This window comes from Planococcus sp. APC 3906 (assembly GCF_030407685.1).
GTDB lineage: Bacteria > Bacillota > Bacilli > Bacillales_A > Planococcaceae > Planococcus > Planococcus koreensis.
Window position 1 is genome coordinate 35,091 of record NZ_JASDCW010000005.1, and the last position, 24,089, is coordinate 59,179.

The following is a 24,089-nucleotide window of genomic DNA, read 5'->3' on the forward strand; positions in this document are numbered from 1 at the left end:
CCTTTCGTTTATAAAACCCATCATAGGCGCGTTAAACGAAAGTTGAGTGAAAATTCATCGGTACTTTCCCATTTGCCGGAACATTTACAGACTTAGCTAAAAAAATTTCTCCTACCTTGTTAAACTCCATAAAAAACGCACATCTCTATGAGAAAATTAATGAAACATACTAGCCGAAGGGGCGGATTGAAGACTGGAGAGCACTGTCTCTTCAGTCTCCATGAAAGATAAGTGCAATGAAAGGAAGCGACAGACAATGAAAAAGATCCTGTTATACTCATTCGCTTTAAGTTTCATCTTAGTGGGCTGCAGCGACAATGAAAATAACATGCCATCACAACAGGACTCACCGATGAATGATGGGCATATGGGCGGTGGAAACGACGGAAATCAAGGCATGGGCGGTATGGGCGGCGGCATGATGGGCCAAGGGAATATTCCCACCCTCGAATCCTCTGAAGGTGTGACAGAGCTGCCGATTCCACCAGTATTGGAAAAGCAGCAAGGCCAGGACTTTGATTACGAAGTTACCGCGCAGGAAGGCAGCACTGAATTTTTCGAGGGCATCTCGACTGACACTTTCGGCTATAACGGCGATTTGCTGGGTCCGACGCTTAAACTGGAACAAGGCGAAAGTGTCGACGTTAAAATCACAAACAACTTGGATGAACCGACAACATTCCATTGGCACGGCCTCGAAGTTCCAGGGGAAATAGATGGCGGACCACACGGCGAGATCCAGCCTGGCGACAGCCGCATCATCACGTTGGAAGCTGATCAGCCCGCCGCCACCCTTTGGTATCATCCGCATGTCCACGGCTCGACGGCTGAACAAGTATTCAAAGGCCTTTCCGGGATGCTGCTCATCGATGAGGCATCCGGTTCCGCTTCCGAGCTTCCGAATGAATACGGAGTCGATGATATCCCGCTCATTTTCCAGGACCGCCTATTTGATGAAAACAAGCAATTAGACTATAACCGGCTCATGAACCCTGACGGAACCTTAGGCGATATTTCCATCGTCAACGGCACGCTCAATCCAAAACTGACCGTCACCAAACCCGTCATGCGCTTTCGTTTATTGAATGGTGCGAATGCACGAAATTACACGTTCCGCTTGAGCAATGGCGCAAGCTTCACGCAGATTGCCTCGGATGGCGGCTTGCTGGATGAACCGGTTGAAACCGATGCGCTGACATTAGCCGCTTCGGAGCGCGCTGAAATTCTCATTGATTTTTCTTCGATGGCTGATGAAGAATCCCTTGCCATCATCAATGACGAAGGCGTCGAATTGCTGCCGTTTGATGTCGCGCTCGATGGTGCTCCGGCTGATTCGGCTGAGATGTGGACCGCAGATGAGCCCTTCCTGACCGAAGAGGAAAGAACAATGCCGGTCACGAAGGAAATTGAATTGTTCGGCATGATGGAAATGGTGACGATCAACGGGAAGAAATTCGATATGGATCGCATTGACTTTCGCCAGAAACAAGGCGTTACGGAAGTATGGGAAGTTTACAATGAACCCGATATGATGGGCGGCATGATCCATCCCTTCCATATCCACGGCACCCAGTTCAAGATCATTTCACGCGATGGCAAAGAGCCCGCACCGAACGAACAAGGATTTAAGGATAGCGTACGGGTCGAGCCTGGCGAAAAGGTCAAGTTGCTTGTCACATTCCCTGAAAAAGGTGTTTTCGTTTTCCATTGCCATATCCTAGAGCATGAAGACAATGGCATGATGGGACAAATCGAGGTTTATTAGCTGGCCGACGACAATCGAAATGCATTCTTCTTAGGGGATTGATTTTAATAATGGATAGAATCAAAAAAAGCGTAGTTTCTCAACTTGAATTTGAGAAACTACGCTTTTTTAAAGAGCTTGTGGAACAGCAAGTTCTGCATAAAAAACAGAACCAAGGCGGCCAAACACAAATTGATATAATACCAAACACCGTCTCCGAAAAAATCCAAAGGAGAAGCGGTTGATGGCCGGCGAGCCAAGTAGAGGTAATTGGATTCCGTGAGCGGATTCACCAGAAAACCGATAATTGCGGCGTAAACAAGCAATAAGGCATATACCGAAAACACCGTCCGGATGGTGATCATATTGGGAAAAGCCAAGCCTAAAAACAGGCAAGCCCAGGAAATGGCGGTGTGTTGGATAAAAAATAGCCAAAACCGAAAATGTTGATAATCGTAAGGGATTTCGGGCGTCACCAAGGCCAGGAAAGCCGGAAAGATTCCGATGAAAAATGAAAGCTTTATCCAAAATGGCCGCAAGCTCAGCAACCCCGCCATCGCAGTAAGAGAGGCGATCCCACACAAATGAAGCGGCATGTGGATGCTGAAATTCCAAATGTCCTGCGTAATGGCCCAATACTGGTAGGAAACTTCTGAGATTAAAAGTATGGAAAACAATAGCCAGCGCAGCCGCTGGAACAGGTGAGCTTTTACTGGCAGCCGATCTTTCATCAGAATAATGCATAGGAAACCAAAGAGGGCTATGCTTAACGCCAGCAAATGGCTCGTGGTAAAAACCTGAAACGGATAGTCGGACCCTGCATCAAAAAAGTTTTCCATAGCTGCCCTCCCCTCTAACTCGTTATGAGAATAGTTTAGCATTATTTGCCGTCGCCAAAAGTTTTATTCGCCGTCGGCTCTAGTCCATTATTTTGCACAATAAACGCCTTACATCTATTGGCGTGCACAGACTAGGCAGAGCAAAGAGAAGATGTTAAACTGTCACTATATTCAGCCAATGGAGTTAGCATGGTTAAGGACTTGTAATGTAGGGGCTGGATAGCCGTACTCCACCGACAATTTTTGAGATGGGAGAGGATAAATGATGAATGATATGATGAACGCCACAACGGATGAAATCCGCCAGGCAATCCGCCAAGGCAATTGGGACAAACCGACATCCGGCTTGGCAAACGGCTTTCTTCAAACGAATCTTGTCATCCTTCCAAAAGACATGGCGTTCGAGTTTCTGCTGTTCTGCCAGCGCAATCCGAAATCCTGTCCGCTGATCGATGTCACAGATCCCGGTTCCTATACCCCGTCGCTGTCCGCGCCTTCTGCCGATCTGCGCAGCGATATCCCCCGCTACCATGTGTACCGGAACGGGGAATTGACTGAGAAGCCGACCGACATCACCGAACTCTGGCAGGATGACATGGTCGCTTTTCTGATTGGCTGCAGCTTCACGTTTGAAGAAGCGCTGGTGAAAAACGGCATCCCCATGCGCCATAATGAGGAAGGCCGCAATGTCCCGATGTACAAAACCTCAATTCCGACCGTGAAAGCCGGCCGCTTCGAAGGGCCGACGGTTGTCAGCATGCGGCCGGTGGCGGAAAAAGATCTGGTGCGCGCAGTCCAGGTGACGAGCCGCTTCCCGACTGTCCACGGTGCTCCGCTCCATATCGGCCATCCCAGCAGCATTGGCATCACCGATCTGGATCAGCCGGATTACGGCGACAGCGTCACGGTCAAAGAAGGAGAAGTTCCTGTGTTCTGGGCGTGCGGCGTCACGCCGCAAGCAGTCGCAGCCCATGTCAAACCGCCATTCATGATCACCCATGCACCGGGCCATATGTTCATCACGGACATTAAAACGGAAAGTGTCGGCGTGATGTAAACAAAGCACTGTTTCCCCTTTCGGAAACAGTGCTTTTTGGTATACAGATCTTCTCCGCATTCAATACAGAGGGTTCTTCGATGACGCATATTAGGGGGTTCTTTGCCATGATTGATTTTACAGAGACGGAATTTAACGGAACCGATGCCATTCTCTTTCTCCACGGACTTGGGGCGAGCCGCTGGATGTGGTGGCAGCAAGTTGCCGCATTCCCGGATTATCAAGTCATCCTGGCCGATTTGCCGGGACACGGGAAAAGTGTTTCAACTCCATGGAAAAGTGTAGCGGATACCACCGATTTAATTGCCAAGCACGTGATTAAAAACCGAAAGGTCCACATTGTCGGAATTTCGCTCGGCGGCCATGTGGCTTTGGAAATAGCGAAGCGATACCCTGAAAAGGTCCTCAGTCTCTTCATCAGCGGCATCACCGCCAAACCCATGCATTTTCAATTCTTGCTGAAAATGCAATCCCGGCTTGTTCAGCGAGGCATTCAAAATGAGCGGTATCTCGCTAAACTAGCCCGTGAGCATTACCATTTGCCTCCGGATAAAATCGCTGATTTCATCACGAATTACCAGCTATTGACCCCCAAAACCTATGAAACGATCTGGAAAGAAATCATGCAGTTTCGCCTGAATGAATCCTACGCGGATATTGCCGCTCCCTGTCTTTTTGCTGCGGGCGATAAAGAATCGCGCGGCATTCTGGAATCCGTTGAACTCGCTCCGCATTTCATGCCAACTGCCGTCGGGAAGCTAATCCCCGGCGCTCACCATGATTGGCCTGTGCAGCAAGAGCAGTTGTTTAATCGGATGTTGAGGGAGTGGTTGGTTCACCAGGATGCTGGTACAAAGAATTTCTGAATAGGGAAATGGTTATGCAGGTTTGGATAGTCAGATTTTTCGTTAACAAGCGCTATTTTGAAGTTAACATGACTTCGGGAAAAATCAACATGCACTGCGCGACATTCATCGTGCACTAATGGGAAATCAACATGCACTGTTCCGATTTTATCCGGCATCATGTTTCACGAATGTACTACGTTCTTTTTTCTTCCTGGATTTCCGAAACTGCCTGCTCCGCTGCTTGCAGTGCACCTTCAAGATGGCCCCCGAATTGCTCGCTCGTTTCCGTACCGGCAAAAATCAGCTTCTTTTTCCACGCCCCGTCCGCCAGCAGCTTTCCATATGCCGGAAACTCCCGGAGTGGAATGCTGTCAGCCTTCACAGCCGTTTCCGCGTCGCTGGACCAATCCTTGTACAAGATGGAAGTCGCATTTTTGGCAGCCGGACCAAATAATCGGGCCAGCTGATCCGTGACCATTTCCAAGAGCTGCTCTTCTTCCAGTCCGCGCCGCGTTTCTGCCGGCATGCCGAAAAAGCCGAATAACGCGCCGGCTCCTTGGGAAGGAGAAGCATCGTGAATTTCCTGCAGAGGTCCGACCCAACTCGTCGCAAAGCCGGAAAGACCGGATTCTCTCCAAAAAGGACGCTCATAGACCGCAATGACTTTCGCCTGCCCGGCCATCCATGTCGGCGTTTCGGCGAGCTCCCTCATCAGATCTGCAGGGAGTGCAGGGGAGAATTCAATGTGCTTCGCGGCAATCCGCGGCGGCAATGCCAATATGACCTGGCTTGCCGGAATTTCTTTTCGCTCTCCGTCACCGAAACTTGCTTCAACTGTAATCGAGCCTGTTTCATTCATACGAATAGCTGTTGCGCGTGTTTCCAGCTCAACCGTACCTGGCGGAAGCGCAGACTCAATGGCTGTAATCAGCGACTGAACACCGCCCTTGATTCGCATAGATTTTTCAGCCGCGCCTTCCGGCAAGACATAGCGCGCCGGCGGACCGTGCTCGTTCCGCTCGGAAAGCATTGCGCCGGCCGCGTACTGGTCAAACGTCTCCAGCTTCAGGCTTTCAATTAATCGGGCAATGGTTTTCTCGTATTGAGGCCAGAACCAGGTCGGGCCCAAATCGAATTGGCCCAGCTCTTCTTTGCCGGCAGCCTGCGCGGTCAATACACGGCCGCCCACACGGTCTCTTGCCTCCAGCACTTTGCATGTAATGCCGCGCTCAATCAGCAGCGAGGCTGCATAAAGTCCACTCAGCCCAGCGCCGATAATAATAACAGGATTGTCCACGGTTCCCACTCCTTTCGCTTTCATGTTCCGCTTCCGTATGCGGAATTTCTATTTTGGGGAAATAAAAAAATCTAAATGCTTCGGATCATTTCCAACAATTCATATTTTACACCGCAGCTACCCAATAAACCCATTATTCAACTTCCCATGCTCTTTACTGTCCAGTCATCGAATCAGAAAAACATTCCAAACCAAAAGCACAGTCGGCTAAGAATCGCCGACTGTGCTTTTTACTTCCTATATATTCACTTCATATACCGGTGCTTTCTCAAGTTTCTTAAGTCAGCAATTTCCTGCAATAACTTTTCCCCGATATTCGTTTCCCGCACTTTTTTCCGTTCCAATTCTTCGTCAACCAGCCGTTTTACTGACAATACGTCGGTTTCATTGCTCAACACTTCTTTTTTCGAACTGAAGTGCTGGTGCGCGACGAGCTGCATGCCGAAGGAATTATAGAGCAAAGTGTAGCCCGCGATTCCAGTAGTGGATTGATAGGCTTTGGAAAAACCGCCGTCGATGACGATCATTTTGCCGTTCGCTTTAATCGGATTTTCACCGTCGATTTCTTTTACCGGTGTATGGCCGTTAATGATGCGTCCGTAATCGGGATTCAAATCGAATTCCGCAAGCATCTTGCGGCACATTCCCTCGTCTTCCCGCAAATGGTAATACGGATTTTTCCGTTCTTTATGCGTTTCTTTTTCTTTGATAAAGTAACGCTCGAACGTTGTCATTTCCCGTTTGCCGAAGAGCGAGGAATTTTCGCCTGTCCACAGGTACCACACCATATCAGTCGCAAAATCATCGGTTTCTTCCGGATGGGCGAAGGCATAGCGCAGGTAATGTTCGAAAACATCGAGCAGCTCGCGGCCCGCGTAAGTTTTGCCTTCGATCTCCATTTCTTTCATGTCGCCGTTTTCTTCCAGCGGAATGCAGCCGTGGATCAGCAGATTGCCGTTATAGCGCGTATACAAGCTGCCTTTTTTCATGAGGAAATTCATATGGCGCGCCAGTTTTTCCGAATGCTGAATCGAAAATAGCAGCTTGTCCATCACTTGTGCTTCTTCTTCCAACAATTCTTCCGGCCGCTCCGGGTTGACCGTTGCAAAGCACGTGTTTTCCAGCTTGTACGTGGTGCCGTTGAGCGTGACTTCTTCATTCGCATAATCAACCTTCTCCAGCAGCAAGCGGTCTTCCATATCAAAGCATGCTCGGCGTTTGATGATCGGGCTTTCCAGTTTGAACTGGATGATGGAAATCGCTTGGTGGATCTTGGTAATCTGCAGCTGTTCCTGATCCGTCAATGGCTCATCGGAAATCCGCTTCGGACGAAAAACCGGATTGTCCTCGTAGTATTTCTCAGCCAGGTTCACAAGCGGCCGCAAGTTGATGCCATAGGCGTCTTCGATAATGTCCAGATTGTTGTAGCGCGCGCAGATCCGGACGATGTTCGCGAGGCACACTTTCGATCCGGCATAAGCACCAAGCCACAGGGCGTCGTGGTTCCCCCACTGGACGTCCACCGAATGGTAATCGATGAGCGTATCGACAATCTTATGCGGATCTGGGCCGCGGTCGTAAATATCGCCGACAACGTGAAGATGATCCACAACCAATCGCTGTGTCGTATACGCCAGGCCGATGATCAGCTTATCGGTTTGGTTCAGGGCGATGATTTGCTCGACCATTTTCTCGTAGTATTCCTTCTTGTTCGTGAACTCGTCCGTCTTGTACAGCAGCTCTTCAATGATGTAGGAGAATTGATTCGGCAGCGCTTTGCGCAATTTCGAACGGGTGTATTTCGAAGATGCATAAGCAACCAGTTTCAACAGGCGCTCGATGGTTTCGACGTACCATTCCCGCAATTTCGTTTTGCTGGTGAATTCGCTTTTGATCAATTGCAATTTCTCTTCCGGGTAATACACCAATGTCGCGAATTCGTTGAGCTCTTCTTCCGGCATTTCCCCTTCAAAGAGATCCCGGATTTTCACTTTCACATTGCCGGAACCGTTGCGCAGCACATGCTGGAACGCCTGATACTCGCCGTGCAAGTCACTGACAAAATGCTCCGTCCCTTTCGGCAAATCCAGTATCGCTTCCAGGTTAATGATTTCAGTCGCCACTTTTTCTTCGCAGTCGTATTTTTCCGCTAATAAATTCAAGTACTTTTCATCTAACATCAGAAATCCCCTTCCCCTTCGTATTTCCAATAAAGACAATCCCGTTCTTAAAGCATCAATCCGGTCACCCAAAGAATTTTTCTCTGTATCTTCAGTTTATAGGAGTTTGCTGAAACGCTCTAGTGCAAATTACGTGGCTGCGTGAACTGTTTTTGAAAATGATGGGAATTGCGTCCGAAAAGTGGAAACTGCAAGCAAAAAAACCAAAGGCAACTACTAGCAAGCAGCAGCCTTTGGTTTTATTTTCTTCATAAGATTCTTAACGCTCGGTGTTAGCAACCCCGTCTTCTGTGAACTCGCCTTCACTCGAAGAAACGACTTCTTCCTGCACAGCCGGCATTGTCGCCACCGGTGCTTGAGCAGCCGGCTGGTTGTTGCGGTTGACGTAGGACTTCAGCAAATCGCCGATGTCGATGCCGGTCATTTCCTTCAGCGGTTCCTGCATGTCGACCATCGTTTTCGTAACGCTCCGGCCGAACGACGGAATGCCTTGGCCATTGCCGGAATCAATGATTTTCACGGACTCGATGTTGCTCAGCGGCAATGCGACTTTCTCTGCAAAGACCGGCAGCATATCGATCAGTTTTTCAGTGATGATGACATCGCCATGCTCTTCCATCGCTTCTGCAAGCAATTTACGGGATTCAGCTTCCGCTTTACCGCGCTCACGGATGACTTCGGCCTCTGCCGCACCTTCTTCGCGCTTGATCTTCGCTTTCGCTTCGCCGTCGATGACCGCTCGGCGGGCATCCCCTTCAGCGGAACGCGTCGTTTCGTAAAACGTCGCATCGGCTTTTGTTTTACGCACTTTGCTTTCTTCTTCTTCGAGTTTAACGGCACGTTCCCGCGCCATGAACTGCATGTTCAATTCTTCTTCCTGGATTTCCATCGCGAGCTTGGCTTTTTCCAGTTCATACGATTGCTCGGATTTCGCACGCGCCCGCTCGGTTTCTTCCATGAAAGCAGCGTCTTTCAAGTCTTTCTCTTTTCTCGATTCCGCCGTGGAAATCTGGCGCTTGTATTCTTCCTCTTTCGCTTCTTGGTCAGTTTGCGCACGGTGAATCCGTGTCTCGCGCTCGGTGTTCGCCTCGGCGATTTCAGCGAGCTTGCGCACTTCCGCTATCCGCGGCCGTCCCAGATTCTCAAGATAGCCGTTGTTTTCATCGGCGTCGCGCAAATCGGTCAAGCCGAGTGAGGTGATCTTGAAGCCCATCAAGTCAAGCTGCTTCTGGGCGATATCCTGGACATCCGTATTGAATTTTTCGCGGTCGCTGTTGATGTCTTCAACAGTCATCTTCGACAAGATCGCACGCAAATTGGAACCGAGCACTTCGATGATTTCAGTCTCGATCTCTTCCTGCTTTTTGCCCAAAAACTGCTCGGCGTAATTGGCGATGCCGTTCAGCGTATCCGCCACTTTCACCATCGCTACGGCGTCCGCAACGATTGGCACACCGGCGTTCGTGTAGACGCGCGGAGTTGCAAGCTTCAGCTGGAAAGACGTCAAGCTGACAGGCGTCGAAGTCTGGAAGCGTCTCAGCAGATAGCCTCCGCCCCGGATGATTTTCATCGAGCGCCCTTCGTCGTCTGTGAAGATGTTCGTGTCTTTCGTCGGGTCTCCCAATTTTGGTCCCGTGATGATCAATGCTTCATTGGATTTGGCGGTGCGGTACCGGATTTTCATCCAGAAGAAATACCCCACGCCTGCAATCGCTGCAATGATCAGCAACGCGATAATGACTGAAATGATGCCTAATGATTCCATCGTGCTTCCACTCCCCTTTGATCGAATAGTTGCCGTTCCCCCAATACGCCACTCCTCGGTTCTTGCTATGTACTGCTTTGCGTGTGAGATTGTGGCCTATAGTATGTATACGGATGACTTGTCTAAATGTTTCAAAAAAGGGAATGTTTTTACAGAAATTGCAAACGGATTATAGGCGGCGAAGTCATGTGGCTTCCGGGGCGAGGTGCGGAACTTCTGGTTTGAGGTGCGTTTTTTTGATGCTGAGGTGCGAAACTTCCTTCGCGAGGTGCGTTTATTCGACCTGAGGTGCGAAACTTCGGGTGTCAGGTGCGTTCACGAATAAATCCTATTGAAATACTCCCCTCCGCGATTCAATCCAAAAGAAACGAGGTGATAGGCTGGCGCAATAGAAACTGTTTTGAAACGTTTCCCCTACTGTTCCGTATTACAGGAAAAGGGGGTTTATTCATGGCTGGAGATTTTTTAATGTTATTTCCGCTCTTATTTAATTTTATTTTTATTGGCGTCGGGGTTTATATCGTTTTCGCTTTTTTGAAACAAGGGAAAGAACGCAATGCTCTTTTGAAAGAAATTGCTGAAGAGCTGCGCAGGAAATAGTTTTAGAAAGGGGCTTGGTCCGACATGGGGTTGTTCCGATTTTTGTTTCTCAAAAAGAAGTATTTGGTCCACACTGCATTCGGCCAGGAAATGCGCGACCGGGCTGTCAGCCAATTCGATGCACAAGAAATTCCATACGACCTTGTGCAGAAGATGAATGACACAAGCTTCGGTGCTACCGGGCAAAGCAACATCCCTTTGGCAAGCAACTCTTCTGCCAGCAAAGTTCAATACGATTTCTATGTAAAAAAAGAAGACCGGCACCGCTGCCACTTCAATTAATTTGCCCACACAAAAACCGCAGTCACTCGACTGCGGTTTTTTTCTTTAACGCTTTTTCATGAATTCATGATATCCGCTCTTGAAAAACTCGTACCATTCATCAATTTCTGCTTGTGGCGCTGACTCGAGCGCTTCCATCATCTCTTTGCCGAACTCGAGAAATGCTGATCCGTTCGCCGTGACGATCTTGCCGTCGCGCACCGCTTGCTGCTCCGCGTAATCAGACTCGCCCGTATAGTTTTCCGCCGATGCCTCTTTCAGTTCCGCCAACTGGTTGCTCGTATGGCGAACATCGTTCAACACGCCGTTCATGCCAAGAAAAACGGACGCGTCGCAAATCGCGCCGACGACTTTATTGGCATCGAGCGCTTTTTGCACGAGTTCCATCACCGCTTTGCTTTCCTCTTTGCGCCACGAATTGCCGCCGATCAGCACGACGCCTGCAAAATCGTCGCCGATTTCGTCGAGCGCATAATCCGGCAGCGTACGGAAGCCGCCGATCGAACGCACCGGTTCTTTGCTGAGCGACACCGTCTTCACACAATAGCGCTGCTCGCCTTGTTCCGGCTTCTCGTTCAACGCCGCCGCAAGCGAAGCCGCTTCCCAATCCGCATACTCATCCAATACGACAAACAAAACTTCCTCCAACTTCATCCGAACATCCCCTTTTCACTAAATTCAATCTTCTTCTGGCTGAATCTTCTATTTACTTCGCATTATAGCATTTTGCTCCTATTGAAATAAGCTTCTAAGGGCGGAAAAGCTTATTTGCCTAAAAGAAGCGCGCCTTTTAGGCACGCGCTGACGAATACGCCCCATTGCGTGTGAAATACGCTCGATAAGGGTCGAAATACGCTCGGCAAGAGCTGAAATACGCCCCATTAGCGCCGAAATACGCTCGGGGACGCAATCTGAGCCGCAAAACTGCGAGTAAATTCTACTGCTCCTGCATCGCTTCGCTGCTTCGTCGCAAAGACTTGGCCTCGCATACTTCGGCCAATGTCTTCGCCACTGAAAATTGATATTCAATTTATATTCGTCCGCTATGATGATTTCGATAGCAATAGAGAAAAAGGAGTGTCACGCATGAACAAATTCTTAAACCCGATCACCGATTGGGTCTCCACGAAACGGGGCATGTGGATTACGATCATCGTCTGGTTCGTCTTGATGATCGGCCTCAGCATGGGCCCGACCTTAAACGATTATAAAGTGGCGAACTTCCAGTCGCTGCCGGATGACGCCCAGTCGATCATCGCGGATCAAAAACTGGAGGAATATTTCCCGAACGACCAAGGGACTCCGGGCATCCTCGTGTTCCATAACCCCGAAGGCGATGTGCAGTTAGAAGCTGTCCAGGAAATTCTGGCTGGTATCACGGCAGCTGAGCTTGATGGCGTCGAGTCGATTGTCGACATCAGCCAATTGCCGCCGCCTGCTTTGGAAGGCTTTTATTCGGAAGACGGCACAACGATGATTGTGCCGATGGCGCTCGAAGCAGGGCTCGGCAGTGCCGACTTCGCGGAAATCAACGACGAAGCGTCGGAAATCGGCCGCGATATCGCCGCTGATTTTGATGGAATGGAATTCTACATCACCGGCCCCGCAGGCATTGCGGGCGACACCGTGAAATTATTCGAGCAAGCGGATTTTGTGCTGTTGATCGCAACTGTGCTGATCATTTTGGTGCTGCTGATTGTTATTTATCGCTCGCCGCTCTTGGCGGTCATTCCACTGCTGGCAACAATTATCGTCTACCAGGTCGTCAACCAGACGCTCGCTTTCATGGGGGCTGGCGGATTGGAGCTGACGAGCCAGACGACATCGATTATGAGCATTCTGCTGTTCGCAGCGGTCATCGATTATTCGTTGTTCGTGTTCTCGCGCTTCCGCGAGGAATTGAACCATTACGAAAGCAAATTTGAAGCAATGAAATACGCCATGCGCGCTACCGGTGAACCGGTATTCTTCGCCGGCGGCACCGTGCTGGCCGCGATGCTCGTGCTGTTTTTTGCGGATTTCCGTGACTACTCGAATTTCGCGCCGATTTTCGGCACAGCTGTTTTCGTCATCATGATTGCGTCCATCACGCTGATTCCGGCGTTGTTCACCCTTTTTGGCCGCAAAGCGTTCTGGCCGAAAGTCCCGAAATATGGCGAGGCCAAAGAAATGAAGCACGGCATCTGGGGGCCGGTGGCGAAATTCGTCGTCAACAAGCCGTTGTTATCGGGTGGCCTTGTCGCCATTCTGCTGCTGGTTTCGGCCATCAACATCATCAACTTGGAATTTGAATTCGATACGGTGAAATCCTTCCCGGAAGATTTGCCTTCCCGCGTCGGCTATGAAATCGTCGAATCGAAATTCGACAAAGGCGAACTCGCCCCTTCCACCCTACTCGTCGAAAGCGATGAGCCAATTACAGAAGAAGCGGCTGCGGCTCTAAGTGAAGAGCTGACCGCATATGACGAAATAGCCTCTGCACGCTTGTCGGACCAAACTGAAAACGGCGAAGCGGTGACATACAGCATTGCGCTGTCGCTCAATCCGTATTCAGTGGAAGCACTCGATTTCATGGAAGACTTGCGCGCCGACAGCGGTTCGCTGCTCCAAGCTGCGGACATTGACGGTGAAGCGCATTTCGGCGGCATCACACCGAAGCTTGCCGATGAACGCGCCGTTAACAACAGCGACATTTACAAGATTGTGGCGCTTGAGACGTTATTGATCCTTGTGCTGCTGTTTGCACTGACGCGTTCGTGGAAAATGCCATTTTATATGATGGCGACGATTTTATTCTCCTATTTGTCAGCGCTTGGCCTAGGCATTTTCCTGGTCGATGTGTTGTTCGGCTTTGAGGCGATCAGCACCCGCGTACCGGTTTACGCGTTCATCTTCCTGGTCGCACTCGGCATCGATTACAACATCATTCTGGTGTCGCGCTTTATCGAAGAACGGAAAACGCGGCGGGTCAAGGACGCGCTCGAAATTGCCATCCGCAATACAGGCGGCGTGATTTCAAGCGCCGGCATCATCCTCGCTGCGACGTTTGCGGCGCTGACGACGATGCCGATCGCCGATTTGTTCATTTTCGGTTTCATGGTGTCGATCGGCATCCTGATCGATACGTTCCTGGTGCGCGGCTTGCTGCTGCCGGCGTTGATATTGTTTTTTGAAAAAGATCAGTAAACCCTGCATACTAAAGACAACGGGAAGCCGCATTTCAAGGCTTCCTTTTGATGGGGAGGAAACCGCATGAAAATTCTTGTCGTGGACGACGATCTGTATATCCAGCAATTGGTGGCGATCCATTTAGGAAATGAAGGCTATAAGGTGCTGCGGGCAAGCGACGCGGATGCTGCGCTGCTGCTGCTCGAAGAAGAAATGGTCGATCTCGCCATCGTCGACGTCATGATGCCCGGCATGGACGGCTTCGAGCTGACCCGGGTCCTGACGCGCGAGCTCGGCATCCCGGTCATTCTCTTGACGGCCAAAGACCAGCTTGAAGACAAGGAAAAAGGCTTCTTGTCGGGCACCGAGGATTACGTCATCAAGCCGTTCGAGCCGAAGGAATTATTGTTCCGCGTCAAAGTGGTGCTGCGGCGCTCCGAGCGTTCGGTCCAGGAGCACCTGCAAGCTGGCAATTTGTCGATCAACCGCCGGAACTTCGAAGTGGCGATCGGCGATGAAATCCTGATCTTGCCGCTGAAGGAATTCGAATTGCTGTCGCTTCTGGTGTCGCGCGCCAACCAGGCCACTCCGCGCAGCCTGCTCATGGATTATGTGTGGGGCGAAGAGCACGAAGGCAATGAAATGACGCTCAACACCCACATCAACCGCATCCGCGACCGGCTGAAACGCTACGGCGCCAACGTCGAAATCCATACGCTGCGCGGCATCGGCTATAAGCTCGAGGCCCCGAAATGAAGACCTTATACCGGCAATTCACCGTCGCAACGCTGTTTATTCTGTTCATCAGCATTCTGGTCGGCTTCACCATGGCGAATTTCTTTTATTTGACGGTGACGAAAAACGAAACCATCAAGCAGAACGTCGCCATCGCTGAAGAAATCGTTGGCACGCTCCAAATGGTGCCGTACTCGGAAGCAGGCTTCGACAGCTATTTGGAAGCTGTCGCAAAACTCGGCTACCAGATTGCGCTCGTCGACAGCTCCGGCAACAAGACCTTCTTCGGCGAACCATTCGATGACACGGCGTTTCCAGATGAAGCGAACCGCGTGCTGACGGACCGGTCCATCTACACCGGCTTGGATAATTTCACGGACCAGATTTTCATGATCGGCCATTTCACCAATGAATTGCACAACACGGTCGGCGTCCCCTTCGAACTCGGCGGCGAGCAATACGGTTTGTTCATCCGGCCGGACACGAAGCTCGTGGCAACCGATATCCATTCGGTGCTGATCGGCTTTGTCGCAGCGATTGCGCTCGTCATCATCATCGGCATGCTGTGGATGGCGCGCCAATTGACGCGGCCGATTGTCCAGCTGACCGAAGCGACGAAGCATATCGCGCGCGAGAACTACAGCTATCCTTTGGACATCCGGCGCAACGACGAAATCGGCCAGCTGTCGGAAAGCTTCAACTTGATGCAGAACCAGCTCAAGCACAATGACCTGGCACGCAAATCGTTCATCAGCAACGTATCGCACGATTTCCAGTCGCCGCTCATGAACATCCAAGGCTACGCTGATCTCTTGAAATCACCCGATTTGCCGGACTCCGATCGCCTGTCCTATACATCGATCATCGACCAGGAAGCGAAGCGGCTGTCGAGTCTGACGCGGCAATTATTGCTGCTGACATCGCTCGACCAAGGCGCGTATCCCATGAAAACGAAGAAATTCAGTCTCGATGAGCAATTGAAGAGCGCCGTCCAGAAATACCGATGGCGCCTTGAGGAACAAGACATCAACCTATCTTACCACCTCGCTCCCACCCTTTTCCGCGGCGATCCCGAATTGCTGGAAAACGTCTGGGATAATTTATTGACCAATGCCATTAAATACAATAAACCCGGGGGCAGCATCGAGATTTCGTTGCGTTCGGACGAGTCCGGCGCCGTGGTGTCGTTCAAAGACACAGGCGCCGGCATTGCACAAGACGCCCTGCCGCAGCTATTCGACCGCTTTTACCGGGGAGATGCTGCACGCAAAAAAGACGGCACCGGGCTCGGCTTATCGATTGTCCAGCAAATCGCCGAGCTGCACCACGGCACGATCGAAGCCGAAAGCACACTCGGCGAAGGCAGCGTATTCACGCTACGTTTGCCGCAGACACCTTTAAAAAGATAATTGGAGGATTTAAATTATGGAAAAAGTTTGGAGTTTACGTTTGATCCAGTTCTCAGCCATCTTCGGCTTTCTGGGCACTTATCTTGGATCGCACATGGCGGGGCAGATGGATTATGCCTTGCGCCCGATCCATGCGCATATTCTACTGGTCGGCTGGCTTTCGGTTTTCGCCTGGGGCATTTTCTACCGCGTCTACACGATCAAATACAAAAAGCTCGTCGCCTTCCACAGCATCCTCGCGATGGTCGGCGCAGTCGGCCTGACCGCCGGCATGTGGATGTACAATTTGAACCCGTTCAATCTGAGCGATACGCTCGTCCTCGTGCTGTTCATCGTCGGCGGTACGCTATTGCTGCTGGCGTTCCTGCTGTTCGCAGTGATCACGTTCCTGACGGAAAAAGAATAGCTTTACAGCAAACCCGCTCTCGGCATTTTGTGCCGAGAGCGGGTTTTTGTTTTGGCATTCTGAGGTTTTCGGGCGTGCGATTAAGCGTGCGGCTGGAATACGCCCCATTGCGTTGGAAATACGCTCTGATAGGGATGAAATACGCTCTGCAACGGAGGAAATACGCCCCATTAACGGAGAAATACGCTTCTACCGCGGTTAAAAACCTATTTGCACAAAAGAAGCGCGCCCTGCAGGCGCGCGATTAAAATCTCTAGCTATCCCTTAAGAGTTTTCTTCTTTTCTTATGAAGTTTGCCGAATACGCCCCATAGCAAGTTGAATACGCTCTGATAGAGAAGAAATACGCTCTGCAACGGCGGAAATACGCCCCATTAGCGGTGAAATACGCTTCCAGCGCGGTTGAAAACCTATTTGCACAAAAGAAGCGCGCCTTATAGGCGCGCGATTAAAATCTCCAGCTAACACTTCAGCGTTTTCTTCTTTTCTTATGATCTTTGCCGAATACGCCCCATTGTATTGAAAATACGCTCTGATAGAGAAGAAATACGCTCCGCAACGGCGGAAATACGCCCCATTAGCGGAGAAATACGCTTCCAACGCGTTTGAAAACCTATTTGCACAAAAGAAGCGCGCCCTCCAGGCGCGCGCTTTAAACGGACATCACTTGTTGAAGATCTCTTCCACTTTCTGTGCTACAGCATCTTCATTTTCAACATCTTCAATCAGCAACGCGAGGACATATGGCGGTTCTTCTGTCGGGTAGCCGATGAAGAGGCCGTTTTCGTTGCCTTGCGCTTTGATGAGGCTGAGCGATCCGGTGAAGCCGTCGAGCGATTCGCGCATTGCGGCTTGAAGCGGCTCGATGTTCGCTTCGCTGATGACGCTATCTATCCAGACTTTAGGCGTTTCGCCTGCAAGGAGTGTCGGCTCATAGACAGCACCGCCATTTTGGAACGCTGTATACAAAGCTGCGAGATGCAGGATGTTTGCCTGCACCTGGCCTGCAGAACCTGGCGCGCCGTTTAGGGACAGCGTCGACGGTGTCAGTTCGATGGTGAACGGCATCGCTTCGCCGAAACCGAAATCCGTTAAACGTTTGGCGAATGCTTCGCTCCCTTGCGCCTGCAATTGCGAGTCGTATAGATTATTCGCGGTGGCGCGCAAGGTTTTATTCGTCGCATCAGGCTCTACGGTGCCCGCTTCTAATCCAGCTGCCGTGAGGAGCGGATTCAATGCAGCGCCAGGCGTATAGGCCGCGGCGAAACGGTTGAAGAACACGAGGCGCGGATCGTTCGCGAGCTCCCGGTAGCGGCTCTGGGCGATATTCGGAATGAACAGGTTCGGATCGAAGCCCGGCGAGCTGACGAGTGCTAGTACTTCGCCGGTTTTCGGATCAATCGCTGCGGCTGCGCCCGACTTTCCATCCATCGCGTTATAAATGCGGTTTTGCAGAACGGCATCGAGGCTCAGCTTCAAGGCTTCGCCTTGCGCCGCTTCCCGTTCCGACGCTGTGACGGTTTCGCCGCCGTTCGCTTTTTTGATCAGGATACGGCCGGCGGTGACGCCGCGCAATTCGTCTTCGAAGCTTTCCTCCAAGCCGCGGCGGCCGATGACGTCATCGGTTTCGTAGCCCGTGCCTTTGCGCTCGGCCAATTGCTCCGCCGTAATCGGTCCGACAAAGCCGGAGATGTGCGACAGCGGCTCGCCATATGGATAGCTGCGCAAGGTCAGTTTATTGCGCACCGTGCCAGGGATGGCGAACAGCTGGTCCAGCACAGCCTGGTCTTCGCGGATAATGGCAAGCGGCACATAGAAATTCGGCTGCACCCAGCTTTTTCCGAGCTTGTCGTTGATTTCAGCCGGCGTGATGTCGAGCAATGCGGCAACGTCGGCGATGCGTTGCTCATCGAATTTCTCCGGGATGACGCCCACTTCATAGCCGACCGCGTTGACGGCGATGCCTTTGCCGTTGCGGTCGACAATATCAGCCCGCGGCGCCAATTCTTTCACTGCCGAAACCGTATCGCCCCGCTCGAGCCCCGGCAAAATGAATGACGGGTCCCATTCGATGAACCAATCGCTGTTTTCATACAGCAAGCTCATCGTTTTCGTGAACTCGACCGGACCGCCTGCGCTGTCCATCGCCAATTGCAGCTTGAAATCAGCCGGCAGCTCCCGGCTCCATTCGGCGTCTGCCGCAGGCTCGCTAACATTCACAGCAAGATTCTGGATGGCCAGCTCGCTATGGAGCTCTTGCTGCCAATCGACAAAAAGCTCTTTGCCGAACGCCGCTTTCGTGCCTTCATTCAAATACGCATCGTACATCCGCGCGAAATCTTTTTGCTGCCACAGCTCGATGAATTCGGTGAGCCGCGTTTCTGCAGCAATCTGCTCTTCTGACACCTGCACCGTTTCTTCTTCCGGCTCCGCTTCTGGCGCGGGCTGCGGCTCGTCTTGGCAGGCGGACAGGATTAGGACGAATAAAAGTAAAATGATGGCTCTCATCTTTTTTTCCATTCCGTCACCCCTTTTCTTCTTAGTTTATCAGTTTTCTGAATAGTTTGAACTCATAATTTAGGTTATCATGTAGGAAAGATCCAATACGCTCTAGTCTAAAACGAAAGGCGGTGCTGAGGATGTTCGAGGAAATGAAATCACGGCATTTATTCGGCTGGATGTTTGGCGCATCGATCGTGTCGATTTTCATCCTGCTGCAGGTCACACAAAATCCGCTCATCATCGACGTCGCGCTCCAGCTTGTGTTTTACGTCGTCGTGCCGGCGTGGTTTTTCAGCTACCACTTCAAAAAGCGCGGCGTGAAACTGCGCCAAGTCGTGTTCTTCCGCGGCACCGTACGCTGGCTGCTTCCTGTTTTCGGGCTTACCGTTTTGTCGTTGGCGTTTTCCATCGGCATGATTTGGCTGCTTTTGCGGGCGCTCATGCCGATTGCCCCCGCCGCTGTCGATTTCGTGCTCTCTCCGCAGCCCCTCCCGGACGAATTATGGTATTTGATCACGACCGGCTTTATCGTCGCCGTTATCGGACCGATTGCGGAAGAGTTCGTATTCCGCGGGCTCATCCTGAACCGGCTGATTTCAAAATTCGGCTTCTGGAACGGGCTCGGCTTGTCGAGTGCCATTTTCGGAGTGTTCCACATCGACTTTTTCGGTGCATTCCTGTTCGCGGTCATCGCCTCGCTCTTGTATTTGAAGACCGGCAATTTGCTCATTCCCATTATGCTCCACATCGTCAACAACACCGTTGCCGTCTACCAAAGTTTCGTCAATCCGTCTTTCCCGCAATGGCTGATGGTGACCAGCATCAACGACCTCTACACGAAAAGTATGCCGAACCTCATCGTGCTGCTCGCTAGCCTGGCGCTGCTGCTGTTTATCATCTCCCGGATGGCCAAAGGCTTGGAAGGCAAGTTAAAAGAAGACCGGATCTTTTCGGAATAAATACTCAGGGAGGTGCAAAGTATGGACATCCACTTTCTACCGACAACGCTGCGCGGCCGCATCGGCACGATGCTTGCGGCTCTGGCACTGCTGGAATTCATTGCACTTTATTTCTTTGCTGAATTGTACAATGTGATCACCACGGAGCTGCTCATCACCTTATTCGGCCTGATCGGCATGGCCGCAGCCATCACGGGGGCGATCATGGCCCTGCTTGCTATACGCAAAGACCGGGAGCGGTCCATACTTACGTATGTGACCATCGCTTTCGGCATCGTCGTAGCGGGTTTTCTTCTTGGCAACCTTCTCGGCATTCCAGGTATTTGAGGCGATAATAAACTTTTCATAAAATCCTAAGATGTTGGCATTTCGCACCGGCGAAATGTGTCCTTTCATTTCATTAAAAGGAGCCGTTCGCTGAGGCGAACGGCTCCTTTTATGCACTTGAACTTGGGTTGTGGAAAGATGCTTCTCAGCTAGTGCCGGTTAAATTCGAAACAGTTCATGTTAACGTCACGCTAGGTCATGTTGAATTCCCCGCACTTCATGTTAACGGCTGGCTAAGTCATGTTAACTTCGATTTAGTTCATGTTGACGGATGAATCTGTTGCCTCAAACCAAAGATGGAGGCATTTCATTAAAAAGAGCCGTTCGCATCAGCGAACGGCTTTTCCATTGTATGCTCTTGAACTTCCGCTCAGCTCGCTGCAGTTTTCGCGAATTGGCTGTTGTAAAGGTCGGCGTAGAAGCCGTTGCGGTCGAGCAGCTCGCTGTGCGTGCCTTGTTCGATGACGCGGCCTTTGTCCATGACGAGGATCAAGTCGGCTTCGCGGATCGTCGACAGCCTGTGAGCGATGACAAAACTGGTGCGGCCTTTCATCAATAAATTCATCGCTTTCTGGATGAGGATTTCGGTCCGCGTGTCGACGCTCGACGTCGCTTCATCGAGAATCATGATCGGCGGGTCAGAAAGGATGGCGCGTGCAATCGTCAACAGCTGCTTTTGGCCTTGCGAGATGTTCGACGCTTCTTCGTTCAATACCGTGTCATAGCCGTCGGGCAGCGTGCGAATGAAATGGTCGGCGTGCGCCGCTGTTGCCGCTGCGACGATTTCTTCTTCGGTCGCACCCGTTTTGCCATAGGCAATATTGTCCTTGATCGTGCCGTTGAACAGCCATGTATCCTGCAGCACCATACCGAAATTGCGGCGCAGTTCGCCGCGCGGCAAGTCCCGGGTGTCGATGCCATCGATCGTGATGCGGCCGGCGTCCAATTCGTAAAAGCGCATCAAGAGATTGATGAGCGTCGTTTTGCCTGCGCCGGTCGGGCCGACGATGGCGACTGTCTGCCCGGGCCGGACTTGGATGTTCATGTTTTCGATCAACGGATTGCCGCCGTAGCCAAAGTCAACATGCTCGAACGCGACTGCTCCGTTCGCACGTACTAATGACTCATCTTTCGCTTCCTGGCTTTGTTCCCGTTCATCGAGCAACTCGAAGACGCGCTCTGCTGCAGCGACGGTCGACTGGATAATGTTCGCGATGTTCGCCGTCTGCGTCACTGGCTGCGTGAATTGCCGTGAATACGTGATGAACGCCTGGATGTCGCCGATCGAGATGCGCCCTTGCGTCACCAGGATGCCGCCCGCGACGCTGATCAGCACATAGCTGAAGTTACCGATAAATTGCATGAGCGGCATGATGATGCCGGACATAAACTGGGCTTTGCGCCCGGCTTCGTATAATTGCTCATTTGTTTCATTGAATTTATGGATCGCTTTCTTTTCGTGTCCGAACGCTTTGACGACCGGGTGGCCGGTGTACATTTCTTCGATGTGGCCGTTCAATTCACCAAGCGTGCGCTGCTGGTCGGCGAATTGGGTCTGTGAACGCTTGAGAATCGGCCGGATGACGAACACCGACAGCAAAAGGCTGGAAATCGCAATTGCCGTCAATATCGGGCTGATGACCAGCATCATCGCCGTGATGCCGATGATTGTCACGAACGACGTGATGAACAGCGTCAAACTTTGCTGCAGTGTTGTGCCGATCGTGTCGATGTCGTTTGTTACGCGGCTCAGCGTTTCGCCTTTTGCCGTTTGGTCGTAATAATTGAGCGGCAGCCGTTCGAGCTTGGCGCTGACGTCTTCGCGCAAATCGTAGACCGTGTCCTGCGCCACCGTTGACATCAGGTATTGCTGCAAGTACATGAACGCACTGCTGAAAACGTACAGCCCTGCCAATAACAATAAAAGCTGGCCAATCGCATCGAAGTCAATCGAGGCGCCCGGCACACCGCGGATTTCACCGTATGCGCCTTCGAATAATTCCGTAATTGCCATCCCCATGATCATCGGTCCGATGATTGTGAAGACCGTGCTGAGGATTGCCGCCACGAAGACCACTGTCAGTCGTGCGCGCCGCGGCTTCAAATATGCCAGCAGCCGCTTGAGTGTCGCTTTGAAATTCTTCGGCTTTTCGCCTGCCATCATCATGTTCGCACCGGGAGGCCCGAAGCCTGGCCCGCCGCGCTGAGGTCGTTTCTTGATGTCGCTCATGCGATTTCCTCCTCTGACAGCTGGGATTCGGCGATTTCCCTATAGACTTTATTCGTCCGCAAAAGTTCGTCGTGGGTTCCCATGCCGGCGATCCGGCCTTTTTCAAGGACGATGATGCGGTCGGCGTCCATCAGCGAACTGACGCGCTGGCCGATGAGCAGCACGGTCGCCTCTGCGGTTTCTTTATCGAGCGCTGCGCGCAATTTCGAATCGGTCTTGAAATCGAGCGCCGAAAAGCTGTCGTCGAAAATATACAGGTCGGGCTTGCGGATCAGCGCCCGCGCAATCGCGAGGCGCTGCTTCTGGCCGCCCGACAGATTCGAACCACCTTGCTCGACATACGTATCGTAGCCATCTTCCATCGAGCGGATAAAGTCGTCCGCCTGCGCGATTTTCGCGGCGTGCTCGATTTCGTATGGTTTCGCATCTTGCTTGCCGAAGCGGATATTTTCAGCTACCGTACCGGAAAATAGGATCGATTTCTGTGGCACAAAGCCGATTTTCGAGCGGATTTCATCTTGTGACGCATCGCGGATGTCGACGCCGTTGACACGAATCGACCCCGCTGACACTTCGTAGAAGCGCGGAATCAAATTGATGAGTGTCGATTTTCCGGAACCGGTCCCGCCGATAATCGCCGTCGTTTCGCCGGCTTTCGCGCGGAACGTGATGTCCGACAGCACCGGCTCTTCCGCTCCCGGATAGCTGAACGTGACGTGGTCGAATTCGAGCGTGCCGCGTTCGCGGTCGGCTGTTTGAGTGCCAAGGTCCTGGAACGCCGGACGCATCGCCAGCACTTCGTTGATGCGGTTCGCTGACACGGCCGCGCGCGGCACCATGATGAACATCATCGACGCCATGACGAGCGCGAACATGATGAGCATGACGTATTGGATAAACGCCATCAAATCACCGATTTGCATCGCGCCATTATTGATGCGGATGCCCCCGAACCAGATGATCGCGACAACGGTCAAGTTCATGACCAGCATCATCACCGGCATCAGGAACGCCATGATTTTATTGACACGGATCGACACGTCCGTCAGTTCGCGGTTCGCCTTCTCGAGCCGGACCTGCTCCTGCGGCTCGCGCGTGAACGCACGGATGACGCGGATGCCCGTCAAGTTTTCGCGCAGCACCAAATTCAGCCGGTCGAGCCGCTTCTGCACTTCCGTGAACAGCGGAATCCCTTTTTTCAGGATGAATAAAATCGACACCACCAACACCGGCATCGCGCCGATGATGACGAGCGACAACCGGGCGTCTTTCGAAATTGCCATTATGAGCCCGCCGACCAGCATGATCGGCGCACTGACGACCATGCGCAGCATCACCAGGACCACTTGCTGCACCTGGGTGATGTCGTTCGTTGTCCGCGTAATGAGTGACGCGGTCCCCACTTCATCAAATTCCTGCAGCGAAAACTGCTCGACATGCGTGAACACTTGGCGCCGCACATCGCGCCCCATGCCCATTGCGGCTTTCGACGAGAAATAACTCGCCGCTACAGATGCCGCTGCGCCGAACGCCGACACCGCCAGCATCCAGCCGCCGATCTGCCAGATATACGGCACATCGCCCACGACGACGCCATTATCGATAATGTCCGCCATCAGCGTCGGCAAAAACAGATCCGCCATCGCCTGGATGAATACCAGCAAAAACACCATTCCCACAAGCCATTTATAGACTTTTAAATTCCTCAGGATTTTCAGCATACGCGCCGCCCCCTTCATTTC

General features: G+C 51.8%; 20 protein-coding genes. 11 read left to right on the forward strand and 9 right to left on the reverse strand.

The features are described from left to right. Positions 1-256: 256 nt before the first annotated feature. The gene (locus QMA09_RS04555) at positions 257-1,765 is read left to right on the forward strand and encodes a multicopper oxidase family protein (RefSeq protein WP_290212186.1); all 1,509 of its coding nucleotides are present in this window, start codon (positions 257-259) and stop codon (positions 1,763-1,765) included. Positions 1,766-1,863: 98 nt separating this feature from the next. Here the strand turns inward: QMA09_RS04555 and QMA09_RS04560 are convergent, their stop codons facing one another. After that, positions 1,864-2,583: a YwaF family protein gene (locus QMA09_RS04560; RefSeq protein ID WP_290212187.1), complete on the reverse strand. Its 720-nt coding sequence runs from the start codon at positions 2,581-2,583 to the stop codon at positions 1,864-1,866. Between the two features lie 265 nt (positions 2,584-2,848). Between QMA09_RS04560 and QMA09_RS04565 the strand changes: the two genes are divergently transcribed. Then, complete coding sequence (locus tag QMA09_RS04565) at positions 2,849-3,640, forward strand: putative hydro-lyase (protein WP_290212294.1); 792 nt, start codon at positions 2,849-2,851, stop codon at positions 3,638-3,640. 107 nt (positions 3,641-3,747) lie between these two features. Further along, a complete protein-coding gene (locus QMA09_RS04570; protein ID WP_290212188.1) occupies positions 3,748-4,506 on the forward strand; it encodes an alpha/beta fold hydrolase in 759 nt (252 codons plus the stop codon). A gap of 175 nt (positions 4,507-4,681) precedes the next feature. Here QMA09_RS04570 and QMA09_RS04575 read toward each other — a convergent pair whose 3' ends face one another. The 3 genes from QMA09_RS04575 to QMA09_RS04585 all read right to left on the reverse strand — a co-directional run bounded on the left by QMA09_RS04575 (position 4,682) and on the right by QMA09_RS04585 (position 9,730). Then, the gene (locus QMA09_RS04575; RefSeq protein ID WP_290212189.1) at positions 4,682-5,785 is read right to left on the reverse strand and encodes a flavin monoamine oxidase family protein; all 1,104 of its coding nucleotides are present in this window, start codon (positions 5,783-5,785) and stop codon (positions 4,682-4,684) included. Positions 5,786-6,030: 245 nt separating this feature from the next. Next, positions 6,031-7,965, reverse strand: a complete 1,935-nt coding sequence (locus QMA09_RS04580; protein WP_290212190.1) for a fructose-1,6-bisphosphatase — start codon at positions 7,963-7,965, stop codon at positions 6,031-6,033. A 259-nt stretch (positions 7,966-8,224) separates the two neighbouring features. Next, the gene (locus tag QMA09_RS04585) at positions 8,225-9,730 is read right to left on the reverse strand and encodes a flotillin family protein (protein ID WP_290212191.1); all 1,506 of its coding nucleotides are present in this window, start codon (positions 9,728-9,730) and stop codon (positions 8,225-8,227) included. Between the two features lie 450 nt (positions 9,731-10,180). Here QMA09_RS04585 and QMA09_RS04590 point away from each other — a divergent pair, with 450 nt between their 5' ends. Together QMA09_RS04590 and QMA09_RS04595 are read left to right on the forward strand one after the other, a co-directional pair. Beyond that, positions 10,181-10,330: a hypothetical protein gene (locus QMA09_RS04590; protein WP_290212192.1), complete on the forward strand. Its 150-nt coding sequence runs from the start codon at positions 10,181-10,183 to the stop codon at positions 10,328-10,330. Between the two features lie 24 nt (positions 10,331-10,354). Next, entirely contained in the window at positions 10,355-10,612 is a 258-nt protein-coding gene (locus QMA09_RS04595; RefSeq protein ID WP_290212193.1) for a hypothetical protein, read from the forward strand. A 45-nt stretch (positions 10,613-10,657) separates the two neighbouring features. Here QMA09_RS04595 and QMA09_RS04600 read toward each other — a convergent pair whose 3' ends face one another. Then, positions 10,658-11,266 (reverse strand): type 1 glutamine amidotransferase family protein, encoded by a 609-nt coding sequence (locus tag QMA09_RS04600; protein ID WP_290212194.1) that lies wholly within the window; start codon positions 11,264-11,266, stop codon positions 10,658-10,660. A 432-nt stretch (positions 11,267-11,698) separates the two neighbouring features. On the opposite strand from QMA09_RS04600, the gene QMA09_RS04605 reads away from it, so the two are divergent. From QMA09_RS04605 to QMA09_RS04620, 4 genes are all read left to right on the forward strand, one after another. Beyond that, entirely contained in the window at positions 11,699-13,798 is a 2,100-nt protein-coding gene (locus QMA09_RS04605) for an MMPL family transporter (RefSeq protein ID WP_290212195.1), read from the forward strand. Between the two features lie 66 nt (positions 13,799-13,864). Then, positions 13,865-14,536, forward strand: a complete 672-nt coding sequence (locus tag QMA09_RS04610; protein WP_290212196.1) for a response regulator transcription factor — start codon at positions 13,865-13,867, stop codon at positions 14,534-14,536. After that, positions 14,533-15,924, forward strand: coding sequence for a sensor histidine kinase (locus QMA09_RS04615; protein ID WP_290212197.1), 1,392 nt, complete (start codon positions 14,533-14,535; stop codon positions 15,922-15,924). The genes QMA09_RS04610 and QMA09_RS04615 overlap by 4 nt, the downstream gene beginning before the upstream one ends. Positions 15,925-15,940: 16 nt before the next feature. Continuing rightward, a complete protein-coding gene (locus QMA09_RS04620; protein ID WP_135504051.1) occupies positions 15,941-16,330 on the forward strand; it encodes a hypothetical protein in 390 nt (129 codons plus the stop codon). 284 nt (positions 16,331-16,614) lie between these two features. Here the strand turns inward: QMA09_RS04620 and QMA09_RS04625 are convergent, their stop codons facing one another. After that, the gene (locus QMA09_RS04625; RefSeq protein WP_290212198.1) at positions 16,615-16,929 is read right to left on the reverse strand and encodes a hypothetical protein; all 315 of its coding nucleotides are present in this window, start codon (positions 16,927-16,929) and stop codon (positions 16,615-16,617) included. Between the two features lie 63 nt (positions 16,930-16,992). Then, positions 16,993-18,849, reverse strand: a complete 1,857-nt coding sequence (locus QMA09_RS04630) for a penicillin-binding transpeptidase domain-containing protein (protein ID WP_290212199.1) — start codon at positions 18,847-18,849, stop codon at positions 16,993-16,995. Positions 18,850-18,968: 119 nt separating this feature from the next. Between QMA09_RS04630 and QMA09_RS04635 the strand changes: the two genes are divergently transcribed. Continuing rightward, positions 18,969-19,790 (forward strand): CPBP family intramembrane glutamic endopeptidase, encoded by an 822-nt coding sequence (locus QMA09_RS04635; RefSeq protein ID WP_290212200.1) that lies wholly within the window; start codon positions 18,969-18,971, stop codon positions 19,788-19,790. Positions 19,791-19,811: 21 nt separating this feature from the next. Then, on the forward strand, positions 19,812-20,117 hold the full coding sequence (locus QMA09_RS04640; protein WP_290212201.1) for a hypothetical protein: 306 nt from the start codon (positions 19,812-19,814) through the stop codon (positions 20,115-20,117). A 370-nt stretch (positions 20,118-20,487) separates the two neighbouring features. On the opposite strand, the gene QMA09_RS04645 is transcribed toward QMA09_RS04640, so the two are convergent. Then, entirely contained in the window at positions 20,488-22,347 is a 1,860-nt protein-coding gene (locus tag QMA09_RS04645; protein ID WP_290212202.1) for an ABC transporter ATP-binding protein, read from the reverse strand. Continuing rightward, a complete protein-coding gene (locus QMA09_RS04650; protein WP_290212203.1) occupies positions 22,344-24,068 on the reverse strand; it encodes an ABC transporter ATP-binding protein in 1,725 nt (574 codons plus the stop codon). The genes QMA09_RS04645 and QMA09_RS04650 overlap by 4 nt, the downstream gene beginning before the upstream one ends. Positions 24,069-24,089 lie beyond the last annotated feature (21 nt).